The following is a 12,550-nucleotide window of genomic DNA, read 5'->3' on the forward strand; positions in this document are numbered from 1 at the left end:
CGCTGGATGCATCAATGGCCGGCGTCGGCGGCGCGCGTTTGCACCGCGCCTGCTACACCGGGTTCGAGTTCGGCTTCGTCCGGTGTGCCGGCAACGCCCGACGCCGGTTCGCGGCTGCGAAGCGTGAGCTTGTCGGTGGCGATGCGACTGACGTCGGCTTTGTCGGTGGCTTTGTCGGTAACTTTATCGCTGCGATCGACTTTGTCCTGCGACTGCGCGGGCTCGCTGTATTCGACATGAGCGGCGCGAATCACGGCAAGCGGCAGCGAGGGTGGCACGCTCGCGGGTTCGTTCGCGGCGCTCGCGCCGTCTGGCACGGTCTGTGCCGCTCGTGCTTCGCCACGCCCGGCGCGCTCCGACGATTTTCGATGATCCGGCGCGCGTAGATCCAGCGCGGTCTGCACGCCCGCGACGCCCGGCACGATCTCCGGCTCCGCGCGCTTCGCAGCACGGGCGCCCTTCGAGCGCTTCGGTTTCGTGACCAGCGCGGGCGCGGCTGCCATGACTTCGTCGAGCGCCTTCTTGGCCGCGGCCTGCTCGGCCGCGCGACGGCTGGCGCCCGAGCCCGACACCTTCACATCCAGCTTCGGCACCGTGCATTCGACTTCGAACTGCTGATTGTGCGCCGCACCATGTGTCGCGACAACCGTATAGGTCGGCAACGCGATCTTGTGACCCTGCAGGTATTCCTGAAGCAACGTCTTGGAGTCTTTGCCGAGCGTGCGCGGATCGATGTGGTCGAGAATCGGCACATACAGACGTTTGATGACTGTCTGCGCGGCGTCGAAACCGCCGTCGAGGAAAACCGCGCCCAGCACGGCTTCCAGTGTATCCGCAAGAATCGACGGGCGACGGAAACCGCCGCTGCGCAACTCGCCCTCGCCGAGACGCAATCCTTCGGAAATATTCAGGGCCTGAGCAATTTCATACAGCGACTGCTGCTTGACCAGATTGGCGCGGACGCGCGACAGATCGCCTTCGTCCAGCTTGCTGAAACGTTGGAACAATAGCGCGGCCACCGCGCAATTCAGAACGGAGTCGCCGAGAAACTCGAGCCGTTCATTATGCGTAGCACTGTGACTGCGGTGAGTTAAAGCCTGACGCAACAATTCCGCATTGCGAAATTCGTAGCGCAAACGGCTTTCCAACGGAGATAGGGGCATGTGCAGAGTATAACGCGGGCGCCTGCCCCGGCGAAGACGCGGGACGGCCGACGAAAAAGCGTGGTGAAGCGACGTTACCGCACGTTCTTAAAGTAGCGTGCTAACACGCCGCGCGCTGTGCGCGGCGTGCGATGCGGCCCGGTTGCCACGCGATCAGTTGAAGGAACCGATGCGCTTGAGACTGCTGAAGTTCATCCAGACGAAGAACGCGCGACCGACGATGTTCTTGTCCGGCGCGAAACCCCAGTAGCGGCTGTCCGCACTGTTATCGCGGTTGTCGCCCATCATGAAATAGTTGCCTGGCGGTACCTTGCAGATCACGCCCTGCGCGTTATACGTGCAGTTGTCGCGATATGGGTAATCTTCCGCGCCGACGATGAACGGCGGAACCGCCGGATTGTTCAGGATCGCGTTCTTGCGTCCGTCGAGATCTTCTTCGAACTGCTTCGCGTAGCCAATGCGCTCTTCGTCGAAGTAATCCGGCAGCGCCGTTTCAGGCACCGGCTTGCCGTTGATCGTGAGCTTCTTGTCCTGATACGCGACGACATCGCCCGGCAAACCGATCACACGTTTGATGTAGTCGACCGATTCGTCTTTCGGATAGCGGAACACGACGACGTCGCCGCGTTCGAGCGGACGGCCCTGCGTGATTTTCGTGTTGATAATCGGCAGACGAAGACCGTAATCGTACTTGTTGACGAGGATGAAGTCGCCGACGACCAGCGTAGGCACCATCGAACCCGACGGAATCTTGAACGGCTCGACGACGAACGAGCGTACGACGAATACGACGAGAATCACCGGGAAAAAGCTCGCCGAATATTCGAGCCACCAGGGCTGGCGCAACTTTTCGTCACGCAGACGCGCACGCGTTTGCGGCGCGTTTTCATCGGCGAAACGCTCGCCAACACGCGCCTGCTGGCGGTCGAACTCGGCGACCGCAGCGTCGGCGGCGCGGCGCCTTCGCGGGATGAAAACCAGTTTGTCTGCGACCCAGGCGATGCCCGTTACGACGACGAGCACAAAAAGAATCAGCGCAAAATTCATGGGGTTCCGTTTCTTCTCTTATTTGTCTTCGACACGCAGGATTGCGAGGAAAGCCTCTTGCGGGATTTCCACCGACCCGACCTGCTTCATCCGTTTCTTGCCTGCTTTCTGCTTTTCCAGCAACTTCTTCTTGCGTGAGATATCGCCGCCATAGCACTTCGCCAGCACGTTCTTGCGCAACGCCTTGATGTTCTCACGCGCGATGATGTTCGCACCGATCGTTGCCTGAATGGCCACGTCATACATCTGACGCGGAATCAGCTCGCGCATCTTGGCCGCGACTTCACGGCCACGGTACTGGCTCTGCGAACGGTGAACGATCACCGACAGCGCATCGACCTTGTCGCCGTTGATCAGCATGTCGACCTTTACCACGTCTGCCGCGCGATATTCCTTGAACTCGTAGTCCATCGACGCATAACCGCGCGACGTCGACTTCAACCGGTCGAAGAAGTCGAGCACGATCTCGCCCATCGGAATTTCGTACGTCAGCTGAACCTGACGACCGTGATACTGCATGTTGATCTGGTTGCCGCGCTTGTTGGTACAGAGCGTGATGACCGAACCGACATATTCCTGCGGCATGTACAGGTTGACCGTGACGATCGGCTCGCGTACTTCCTCGATCCTCGACGGGTCCGGCATTTTCGCCGGATTCTCGACCATGATGACCGTGCCGTCGCGCTGCAGGACTTCGTACACGACGGTCGGCGCCGTGGTGATGAGGTCCATGTCGAACTCGCGCTCGAGCCGTTCCTGGACGATCTCCATGTGCAAGAGGCCAAGGAAGCCGCAACGGAAGCCGAAGCCCAGTGCCTGCGACACCTCCGGCTCGTACTGCAGCGAAGCGTCGTTCAGCTTCAGCTTTTCGAGCGATTCGCGCAGGGCGTCGTACTGGTTCGCCTCGACCGGATAGAGGCCGGCAAACACCTGCGGCTTCACTTCCTTGAAGCCCGGCAGCGGTTCAGCCGCTGGACGGTTCACGAGCGTGACGGTGTCGCCCACCTTCGCGGCTGGCAACTCCTTGATGCCCGCGATGATGAAGCCCACCTGCCCCGCCGACAGCACCTCGAGATTCTTCGACTTCGGCGTGAACACGCCGATGTGCTCGACCGGATACTGCGCGCCGGTCGCCATCATGCGGATGCGGTCCTTCGGGCGCAGCGTGCCGTTCACAATGCGCACCAGCATCACCACGCCGACGTAGTTGTCGAACCACGAATCGATGATCAGCGCCTGCAGCGGCGCCGCGGTGTCGCCCCTCGGCGGCGGCACTTTCGCGATCAGCGCTTCGAGCACGTCTTCGACGCCGAGACCGGTCTTCGCGCTGCAACGCGTGGCGTCGGTCGCGTCGATGCCGATTACGTCCTCGATTTCCTCGATCGCGCTTTCCGGGTTCGCCGCGGGCAGATCGATCTTGTTCAGCACAGGCACGACTTCGACGCCGAGCTCGATCGCCGTATAGCAGTTCGCGACCGTTTGCGCCTCGACGCCCTGACTGGCGTCGACGACGAGCAGCGCGCCTTCACACGCCGACAGCGAGCGGCTGACTTCATATGAGAAATCGACGTGCCCCGGCGTGTCGATCATGTTGAGGTTGTACACCTTGCCGTCGCGTGCGCGATAGGAGAGCGCCGCCGTCTGCGCCTTGATGGTGATGCCGCGCTCACGCTCGAGATCCATCGAGTCGAGCACCTGCGATTCCATTTCGCGGTCGGAGAGACCGCCACACAGCTGGATGATGCGATCGGCGAGCGTCGACTTGCCATGGTCGATGTGCGCAATGATCGAGAAATTACGAATATGATCCATTCAGTACCGATCAAGCAAAAAAGGCGCGCTCGGACGATTGCGGAGCACGCCTTGTAAGTAGGTGAAAAACCGGACTATTTTAGCCGAAAAGGCCTTCGCCCGGCGCTTTTTGCGGGACGGCCAGCCAGGTGGCCAGGGTGTGTGCATGCGCGTGCGGAGCTCGCGGGTCCCTTTCACTGCGCGGAGCGGTCAGGCGTGACGCGCGCCATGAGCGCGGCACGGACGCGCGCTTCGTCGAAATGATAGTGGCACAGTTCGACGCCATCGCAGATCAGAACAGGGACGTGCTCATTGTAACGGGCTTCGAGCACCGGGTCGGCATCGATGTCGATCACGTCGACATGCGTGCCGAACTCGGCCAGCAAAGGCTCGAGCGCTGCATGCATGTCGTCGCACAGATGGCACCACGTGCGCCCGTAGAGCGTCAGCGGTGCCGCCATCGTCACTTCTGCGCCGGCGCCGAACGCGGACGGATCGGCACGAACTGCGTATTGTCGCCGCGGCGCACGAGCAGCGCCGTCATCTTTTGCGGGTCGAGATGCGACGTGGCGTCTTCGAACTCCTTCGCGTTCGAGACGTCGGTATCGCCGACACGCAGAATGATGTCACCCTTCTGCAACCCGACTCGCGCGGCTGGGCCCTCCGCCGCGTCGATCTGCACGCCTCCGCGCAGTTTCAATGCTTTCAGCTGATCGGAAGGAATATCACTGACCGCGAGACCCAGCGCGTTCGTGGCGCGCTGCTTCGGCGGCGGCGTTTTCTTCGTATCGGCCTTCGCGGTCTTGTCCGGCTGCATCTCCGCGATCGTGACCGGCAGGTCGCGCGTCTTGCCCTTGCGCCAGATCGTGATGGTTGCCTGCGTACCCGGCTTCGTGTCACCGACCATCCGTGGCAGATCCGTCGCGGTATCGACCGGATGACCATTGAACTTCAGGATGATGTCGCCCGGTTGCACACCCGCCTTGTCCGCGGGACCGCCCGGCTCGACGCTGCTCACAAGCGCACCCTGCGCCCTCGGCAAGCCGAGCGAATCGGCCACGTCCTTCGTCACCTCGCCGATCGCGACGGCGATGCGGCCACGCGTCACCTTGCCGGTCGTCTTCAGCTGGTCGGCCACGCGGATCGCTTCGTCGATTGGAATCGCGAAGGAAATGCCCATGAAGCCGCCCGTACGGCTGTAAATCTGCGAATTGATGCCGATCACCTCGCCCTGCATGTTGATCAGCGGGCCGCCCGAGTTGCCCGGATTCACCGCGACATCAGTCTGGATAAACGGCAGATAGTCGCCCGTATCACGGCCCTTCGCGCTCACGATACCGGCGGTGACCGTGTTTTCGAGCCCAAACGGCGAGCCGATCGCGACGACCCATTCACCCACGCGCACCTTGTTCGAATCGCCAATCGTGACGGCCGGCAGGTTCGCGGCATTGATCTTCACAACCGCAACGTCCGTGCGATCGTCGACACCGATGAGCTTCGCCTTGAACTCGCGCTTGTCGGTAAGTGTGACGTAGATCGTGTCGGCATCGTCGACGACGTGCGCATTCGTCATCACGTAACCGTCAGCTGACAGGATGAAGCCCGAGCCGACGCCACTGTTCTGTTCGGTATCGCCACCGCCACCGCTGTCGGGCGTGTCCTGCTGGCCCTGGTTGCCACCACTACCGCCTCCACCACCGCGGGGCTGTGTATCAGGCGATTGCGGCGATTGCGGCATCGGAATACCGAAGAAGCGCCGGAAGAACTCTGACATGTCGCCATCGTCCATGCCCGGTGGCAGACCTCGCGTCGAACTCGACACGCGCGAGGTCGTGCGGATGTTCACGACGGCGGGCCCAACCTTGTCAACGAGGTCGGTAAAGTCGGGAAGACTGGCTGCAGGCGCCGCCAGCGCCGTGTGCGGCACGAGCGGCAGACACACTGCCACCACCGCGGCTGCAAGGAAATTGCGCACCGAGAAGTTCGTCATAAGGTCTTGAGCCGGAGGATTACTTTGTAGCCTTGTATTCTATGGCAGACGCAAATTGCTGCAACGTGGCCTGGGGCACTTCCCCGAGCAAGGTAATCCAGAAATCGCCGTGGCGCTTCACGAGCACATGCGTTGCACCACTACTGCCCGACCCCTCCTTGCGCGTGTTCTTTTCGACAGGTTCGACGAAGATCGAAATGGCCGCGAGACCGTCCGAAAACACCGCCTGATCGACCGGAATAGTCGGATCGCCAGCGTCGCGCGCGGCCATCGGGCGGCGCAACTCACGAATCTTGCGGAAACCCGGAACAGTCGGCGACATCTGCCAGCCTTGCGCTTCCATGTCGACTGGTTCGATTGGCGGATGCACCACCGTCCACCCGGCCGTGTTGTGAATGCCGTTGACGATTGCAGCCTTGTCGACCGGCACGCCGATGCGGATCTGCGAAAACGACAGCTGTTCGAGCACCTGACCAGCCGGATCAAGCGTCTGCGCACGCAGCAGCAGCCCGGTTTTCGTGTCGGCCCACAGTTTGTAGGCGTAGCGGTACGCGTCCTTCGGATCGAGTTCGATTACCTGGCTGTCGATTCCGGCCACGCGATCGGCGCCAAGCAGCTTCGGTTCATAGACCGACAGCACCTGATCGACCGGCGCGGACAGGAGCGCGGGGAACGAATCCTTGTTCTGACGCTTTTCGACGACGCACAGATGACGTTCGGGCACGAACGTATAGAGGTCGTCGTTATGGCGCAGCATCTTGCGCGGCTTGCCGTCGAGGCTTTCCAGCTGCTCGTATTCGCCGTCGTTGCGCGTCGCGTAATGCGAGATGCGCGACGACTGCACGAACGAACCGCGCTGATAGACGAACGCACCCTCGTAATTCTGCTGCTGCGCAGCCTGATGGATGCGATTGAGCCACTCGGCCGCCGTGCGATGGTCGGTCGCCGGATCCTGGGATTGTGCGAAAACGCGGGATGTTACGGAAAGCAGTACGGCTGCACAGAACAGAAATGCCGGCAGCCGCCCCCAGTTTGTCGTTTTATTGAACTGCGGAGTCTGCATCAACTATTGGTCCTGCGAGGTCACGGCAGCGGCAGCACGGATCAGCGGCATCGAGCCCGGAACGACCGGCTGCTGGGCGAACTGCTGGTGGGCTTCCAGATACTGGTCAAGATTGGCGTCACGGATGATGTTCACATCCTGCATGGCCGGCTGCACGTTCGCGACCGGCACCGAGGCCATCGCCACACGCTGCATGGAAGATACCGAAGCCATCTGCGCGCCACCGGACGTACCGACACCTTGCAGTTGCGGAACGACGATCCACGTGAGCGTTGCCGCGGCGGCGGCTACTGCAAACGTCGGCAAAACCCGCCGGCGCAGCGCCAGCAAACGTTGCGCGACTGGCATCGGCGCAGGCGCGAGCACGTGCGCTTCCGATTCGAAGCGTGCCGCAAAACCCGCCATGAACGCCTGACTGGCAGCCGGACTGACGGCCAGATCGTCGGAACGCAATGCGTCGCCGATCAGGTGGTAATCCGCCCACATCCCACGGTCTTCACGATTCAGATCCGCGATAAATTTGTTCAGATGCTCTTCGCCGGACAGCTCTCCGTCGACAAAAGCGGACAGACGCTCGCCTCGCGAGCTTGCTTGCGATTGCATCGAGACCGACCCCATGATGCTCCCCATCTTGCTGACACTCATAGTGACACCACCTAACCCAGATACTGCGCCCTTGCCCGTCCGGCTAGCTGGCTATTACCAGCGCTTGCCCTCGGGTGTGTCAAGCAACGGACGCAATTTTGCCGCAATGGCTTCGCGAGCGCGAAAAATTCGCGATCTGACGGTACCGATAGGGCATCCCATCATCTCAGCGATTTCTTCGTAACTCAAACCTTCAATTTCACGAAGAGTAATGGCGGTGCGCAGCTCTTCCGGTAAAACCGCCATTGCAGCATTGACCGTCTCGGCGATCTGCTTGCTCATCAACATCGACTCAGGCGTGTTGATATCCCTTAGTTGGTCGGCATCCGAGAAAGTTTCAGCTTCTTCAGCATCCGCTTCGGTCGACGTCGGCGCGCGCCGGCTCTGGGTCGCAAGGTAGTTCTTTGCCGTGTTCACCGCAATACGGTACAACCACGTATAAAACGCGGATTCGCCCCGAAACTGGGGAAGTGCCCGATATGCCTTGATAAAGGCATCCTGGGCCACGTCCTCGACCTCGGCGGGGTCCCGCACGAGGCGCGAGATCAGCCGGATGATCTTGCGGTGGTATTTGGTGACCAGAAGCTCGAACGCGGCCTTGTCGCCCTTCTGGACGCGCTCGACCAGCACCTGATCAATTTCTTTTTCGCTCACCTGATAAATCCGTTAGCTATAGGGTGCATGGCGGGGCACCATTGTAGCGTCCCCATCATCGCGTCACGTTACGCCGGTAACAGTGGTTACAGTCTTTATAGTGAAGTTGGGGAGCCGCGCCGGCCAAGGACCGACAGTTCGAGGAAGACGCTGGCCGGAACTGCGTCGGCCGCAATAAACAACGGTTTGAGGGGCCCGGTCTCCCCGGCAATCGCAAGAATGAGGAGCCGGTTGCTCCACTGCGAACAGCCGGTTATCCGGGCCTGAACGGGTGTTGCATCGCGCTCGTTCCATAACCACAGACCATTTGCCCCGATTCTCAACCATCGCGGCTGGGTACGCTCCCAACCGCGTGCGCTGGCCGCGAGCAGAATGAAAACGGTGAAAACCAGAGGTAGCGCCGGCCCGGCGCCAGGACGCGGCGCGAGGCAGGTGAACATGGCCGAGGTCGCGATCATGACGAAAATCGCGATCGCCCAGCGCACCGCCGGGGAACGCCGCAGCGCGATGCGCCGGTGCGATCCGTCTGACGGCGCCGATCCGGCAAGATACGCCGGACCGGCTGTCTCAACGTGAACCGTCAAGCCGTCAGGCGCGCTTGAAGACCAGCGTGCCGTTCGTGCCGCCGAACCCGAAAGAGTTCTTCAGCGCGACGTCGATCTTCATTTCCCGCGCGGTGTTCGCGCAGTAATCGAGATCGCAGGCCGGGTCCTGGTTAAAGATGTTGATGGTCGGCGGCGAGATCTGATGATGCACGGCCAGCACGGTAAACACCGATTCGAGCCCGCCCGCGCCGCCGAGCAGATGCCCGGTCATCGACTTGGTGGAATTGACGACCATGTTCTTCGCGTGATCGCCGAAGGCGCGCTTGATGCCGGTTGTCTCAGCCAGATCGCCCAAAGGCGTCGAAGTACCGTGCGCGTTCAGGTAGCTCACCTGATCCGCGTTGATACCCGCGTTCTTCATCGCAGCCAGCATGCAGCGGCGTGCGCCGTCGCCATCCTCGAGCGGTGCGGTCATGTGGTACGCGTCGCCGCTCATGCCGTAACCGGACACTTCCGCGTAAATCTTCGCGCCACGTGCCTTGGCGTGTTCGTACTCTTCCAGCACCATCACGCCCGCACCCTCACCCAGCACGAAACCATCGCGGTCCTTGTCCCACGGACGGCTTGCCGTCGCGGGATCGTCGTTACGCTGCGACAGCGCGCGCGCCGCCGCAAAGCCGCCGACACCGAGCGGCGATACCGTCGATTCCGCGCCGCCTGCGATCATCACGTCGCAGTCGCCGTATTCGATCAGGCGCGAGGCTTCGCCGATGCAGTGCAGACCGGTCGTGCAGGCCGTGACAATCGCGAGGTTCGGGCCTTTAAGGCCGAACTTGATCGACAGATGGCCGGAGATCATGTTGATGATCGACGCCGGCACGAAGAACGGCGAGATCCGGCGCGGACCGCGATTCAGCAGTTCGGTCTGCGTGATTTCGATCATCGGCAGGCCGCCGATACCCGAACCCACGACCACGCCGACGCGTTCCGCGTTTTCCCCGGTGATTTCGAGGCCGCTGTCGTGCATCGCCTGAATGCCGGCAGCGACGCCGTAATGGATGAACGTATCCATGTGGCGCGCTTCCTTACCGGGGATGTAGTCCTCGATATTGAAGCCCTTGACCTCTCCGGCGAAGCGGGTCGAGAAGTTCGATGCGTCGAACTTCGTGATGTCGGCAATGCCGGATTTGCCGGCGACCAGATTGGCCCAGCCGTCGGCAACATTATTGCCAACAGGCGAAATCAGCCCCAGGCCTGTAACAACAACTCGACGACGGCTCACGGTAACCTCGTTTTCATAAATGACAAAAGCAAAAGCCACAGCGGCCACAGGAACATGCCCTGTGAGCCCTGTGGCTGTTAACCTGGCAAAATCGTCCGAATGACCTTAGGCCTTGACGTTTGCGCGGGCGTAGTCGATCGCTTGCTGGACGGTCGTGATTTTCTCGGCTTCTTCATCCGGAATTTCCATGCCGAATTCGTCTTCGAGGGCCATCACGAGTTCGACCGTGTCGAGCGAGTCAGCGCCGAGGTCGTTCACGAACGATGCTTCGGTCTTGATTTCTGCTTCGGCAACGCCCAGTTGTTCTGCGACGATCTTCTTGACGCGCTGTTCGATATTGTCCATTACCCCTCCAAGGGAAATAAGTTCAAAAATGCAGGTGCGCGCATTTTATCAGGTTTGACACGCTAAAAAAGCGGCGCGCACGGTTGCTGACCCACCACCCACGGCACGTTTACCCGAAAGGTATAAGCCGGTGATGAAAAACGAAAACTTTTACGACATATACATGCCGCCATTCACGTGCAGCGTCGTGCCCGTGATGTAGCCAGCATGCGGTGAAGCCAGAAACACGACGGCGTGCGCGATATCTTCCGGGCTGCCCAGACGGCCAAGCGGAATCTGCGTTTTAAGCGCGGTTTGCTGCTCTTCGGGCAGGGATTTCGTCATGTCGGTATCGATGAAACCTGGCGCCACGCAATTGACCGTGATGTTGCGGCTGCCGATTTCGCGCGCGAGCGCCCGCGTCATGCCCGCGACACCGGCCTTGGCCGCCGCGTAGTTCACCTGCCCCGGATTGCCCGCCGAGCCGACCACCGACGTGATGTTGATGATCCGGCCGCCGCGCGCCTTCATCATCGGACGCAGCACGGCGCGCGACAGACGGAAAACCGACTTGAGATTGGTGTCGACCACCGAATCCCATTCGTCGTCTTTCATGCGCATGGCCAACTGGTCCTGCGTGATGCCGGCATTGTTCACGAGTACGTTGAGCGCGCCGAATTCCTTCACCGTGCCGTCGATCAGCGCTTCCGCAGCCGCTGCGTCGTTCACGTCCAGCACGGCGCCGCGGCCGTTCACGCCTTCGGCCCTGAATGCTTCGGTGATCGCGGCCGCCCCCGCTTCGCTCGTGGCCGTGCCGATCACGGTCGCACCCTGGCGCGCCAGTTCAAGCGCGATCGCCCGGCCGATGCCGCGCGAAGCGCCCGTCACAACAGCGATCTGCTTGTCGAGAGTCTTTTCCATCTTGATGTCCGGATTGCCCGTGAAAGTCCGGGCTGAAATAATCGTTGAATCTGCTGCCGGGGCAGCAGACTTGCGCCCGCTACCCACCGCAAAGGCGAATTACGCCGTCGCGAGCTTGAGCGCTTCGTCGAGCGATGCCGGATCGACGATCGATGCGCCGACTAGGTTGCCGTCGATGCGCTTCGTCAGCCCCGCCAGCACCTTGCCCGGCCCGCATTCGATGACGTGCGTGACGCCCTGACCCGCCATTGCCTGCACGCACTCCACCCAGCGCACCGCCCCGGCGGCCTGGCGCACGAGCGCGTCCTTGATGCCGGCCGGTTCGGCCACGATGGCAACGTCAACGTTATTGATGACAGGAATCGCCGGCACCTGAATGTCCACGTCCGCCAGATACGCACGCAACTGGTCCGACGCCGGCTTCAGCAGCGACGAGTGGAACGGCGCGGAAACCGGCAACGGCAGCGCGCGCTTCGCGCCCTTCGCCTTCGCGACGTCACATGCCTTTTCGACGGCCGCCTTGTGACCCGCGATGACGACCTGCAACGGCGCGTTGAAATTCACCGCCTCGACAACGCCTGCCGACGACGCTTCGGCGCAAACCGCACGCACCGTATCGTCATCGAGACCAAGAATCGCGGCCATGCCGCCCTGGCCGACCGGCACCGCCGTCTGCATTGCCTGCGCGCGAAAACGCACGAGCGGAACCGCATCGCGGAATGCGAGCGCGCCGGCCGCAACCAGAGCGGTGTATTCGCCGAGGCTGTGCCCCGCGACGATCGCCGGCGCCGGGCCACCGGCCGCCTGCCACGCGCGATAGATCGCATAGGCGGCGGTCAGCATGACCGGCTGGGTATTGGTAGTGAGATTCAGATCGTCGGCCGGGCCTTCGGCGATCAGCTTGCCGAGATCCTGACCGAGCGCGTCGGAGGCTTCCTGAACCGTCTCGCGCACGATGGCGTGATCGGCGAATGCATTGAGCATGCCGACCGACTGCGAGCCCTGACCAGGAAAAACGAACGCAAATGTCATATCGTCCTCAAATTCGGTGAGAAGTGGAGCCGCGCACGCGACATCGCCATGAGACAGGGCAACCGGCAGCGAAATGTCGCGCTGGCCGCAAGC

13 protein-coding genes are annotated in these 12,550 nt (G+C 61.6%); all 13 read right to left on the reverse strand.

The window, feature by feature from the left end; all coding sequences use genetic code 11:
- Positions 1–11 precede the first annotated feature (11 nt).
- Positions 12–1,163 carry a ribonuclease III gene (gene rnc / locus LPA34_RS04970; protein ID WP_228975542.1) on the reverse strand — a complete coding sequence of 384 codons (1,152 nt, stop codon included), beginning with the start codon at positions 1,161–1,163 and terminating at the stop codon, positions 12–14.
- Positions 1,164–1,316: 153 nt separating this feature from the next.
- Positions 1,317–2,210, reverse strand: a complete 894-nt coding sequence (gene lepB / locus LPA34_RS04975; protein ID WP_228975544.1) for a signal peptidase I — start codon at positions 2,208–2,210, stop codon at positions 1,317–1,319.
- A gap of 18 nt (positions 2,211–2,228) precedes the next feature.
- Entirely contained in the window at positions 2,229–4,022 is a 1,794-nt protein-coding gene (gene lepA / locus LPA34_RS04980; RefSeq protein ID WP_228975547.1) for a translation elongation factor 4, read from the reverse strand.
- 173 nt (positions 4,023–4,195) lie between these two features.
- Positions 4,196–4,468 (reverse strand): glutaredoxin family protein, encoded by a 273-nt coding sequence (locus LPA34_RS04985; protein ID WP_228975549.1) that lies wholly within the window; start codon positions 4,466–4,468, stop codon positions 4,196–4,198.
- The gene (locus LPA34_RS04990; RefSeq protein ID WP_228975551.1) at positions 4,465–5,991 is read right to left on the reverse strand and encodes a DegQ family serine endoprotease; all 1,527 of its coding nucleotides are present in this window, start codon (positions 5,989–5,991) and stop codon (positions 4,465–4,467) included. Before LPA34_RS04990 ends, LPA34_RS04985 begins: the two co-directional genes overlap by 4 nt.
- A gap of 19 nt (positions 5,992–6,010) precedes the next feature.
- Complete coding sequence (locus LPA34_RS04995; RefSeq protein ID WP_228975553.1) at positions 6,011–7,054, reverse strand: MucB/RseB C-terminal domain-containing protein; 1,044 nt, start codon at positions 7,052–7,054, stop codon at positions 6,011–6,013.
- Positions 7,055–7,057: 3 nt separating this feature from the next.
- Entirely contained in the window at positions 7,058–7,672 is a 615-nt protein-coding gene (locus LPA34_RS05000) for a sigma-E factor negative regulatory protein (protein WP_228975703.1), read from the reverse strand.
- Positions 7,673–7,753: 81 nt separating this feature from the next.
- Positions 7,754–8,353 (reverse strand): RNA polymerase sigma factor RpoE, encoded by a 600-nt coding sequence (rpoE, locus tag LPA34_RS05005; protein ID WP_090529204.1) that lies wholly within the window; start codon positions 8,351–8,353, stop codon positions 7,754–7,756.
- Between the two features lie 95 nt (positions 8,354–8,448).
- A complete protein-coding gene (locus LPA34_RS05010; protein ID WP_228975555.1) occupies positions 8,449–8,937 on the reverse strand; it encodes a hypothetical protein in 489 nt (162 codons plus the stop codon).
- A 4-nt stretch (positions 8,938–8,941) separates the two neighbouring features.
- Entirely contained in the window at positions 8,942–10,180 is a 1,239-nt protein-coding gene (fabF, locus tag LPA34_RS05015; protein ID WP_228975556.1) for a beta-ketoacyl-ACP synthase II, read from the reverse strand.
- A 105-nt stretch (positions 10,181–10,285) separates the two neighbouring features.
- A complete protein-coding gene (gene acpP, locus LPA34_RS05020; RefSeq protein ID WP_014897657.1) occupies positions 10,286–10,525 on the reverse strand; it encodes an acyl carrier protein in 240 nt (79 codons plus the stop codon).
- 150 nt (positions 10,526–10,675) lie between these two features.
- A complete protein-coding gene (fabG, locus tag LPA34_RS05025; protein WP_228975559.1) occupies positions 10,676–11,425 on the reverse strand; it encodes a 3-oxoacyl-ACP reductase FabG in 750 nt (249 codons plus the stop codon).
- A 99-nt stretch (positions 11,426–11,524) separates the two neighbouring features.
- On the reverse strand, positions 11,525–12,457 hold the full coding sequence (gene fabD / locus LPA34_RS05030; protein ID WP_228975560.1) for an ACP S-malonyltransferase: 933 nt from the start codon (positions 12,455–12,457) through the stop codon (positions 11,525–11,527).
- Positions 12,458–12,550: the final 93 nt, after the last annotated feature.

Source organism: Paraburkholderia gardini, from assembly GCF_907164575.1.
In the GTDB taxonomy this organism is placed as follows: domain Bacteria; phylum Pseudomonadota; class Gammaproteobacteria; order Burkholderiales; family Burkholderiaceae; genus Paraburkholderia; species Paraburkholderia gardini.

What these genes read in the sequence shown, in the direction of transcription:
- acpP (WP_014897657.1), bottom strand. Translation starts at nt 10,525, where the DNA reads ATGGACAATATCGAACAGCGCGTCAAGAAGATCGTCGCAGAACAACTG.
- LPA34_RS05000 (WP_228975703.1), bottom strand. Translation starts at nt 7,672, where the DNA reads ATGGGGTCGGTCTCGATGCAATCGCAAGCAAGCTCGCGAGGCGAGCGT.
- fabG (WP_228975559.1), bottom strand. Translation starts at nt 11,425, where the DNA reads ATGGAAAAGACTCTCGACAAGCAGATCGCTGTTGTGACGGGCGCTTCG.
- rnc (WP_228975542.1), bottom strand. Translation starts at nt 1,163, where the DNA reads ATGCCCCTATCTCCGTTGGAAAGCCGTTTGCGCTACGAATTTCGCAAT.
- fabD (WP_228975560.1), bottom strand. Translation starts at nt 12,457, where the DNA reads ATGACATTTGCGTTCGTTTTTCCTGGTCAGGGCTCGCAGTCGGTCGGC.
- lepB (WP_228975544.1), bottom strand. Translation starts at nt 2,210, where the DNA reads ATGAATTTTGCGCTGATTCTTTTTGTGCTCGTCGTCGTAACGGGCATC.
- LPA34_RS04990 (WP_228975551.1), bottom strand. Translation starts at nt 5,991, where the DNA reads ATGACGAACTTCTCGGTGCGCAATTTCCTTGCAGCCGCGGTGGTGGCA.
- lepA (WP_228975547.1), bottom strand. Translation starts at nt 4,022, where the DNA reads ATGGATCATATTCGTAATTTCTCGATCATTGCGCACATCGACCATGGC.
- LPA34_RS04995 (WP_228975553.1), bottom strand. Translation starts at nt 7,054, where the DNA reads ATGCAGACTCCGCAGTTCAATAAAACGACAAACTGGGGGCGGCTGCCG.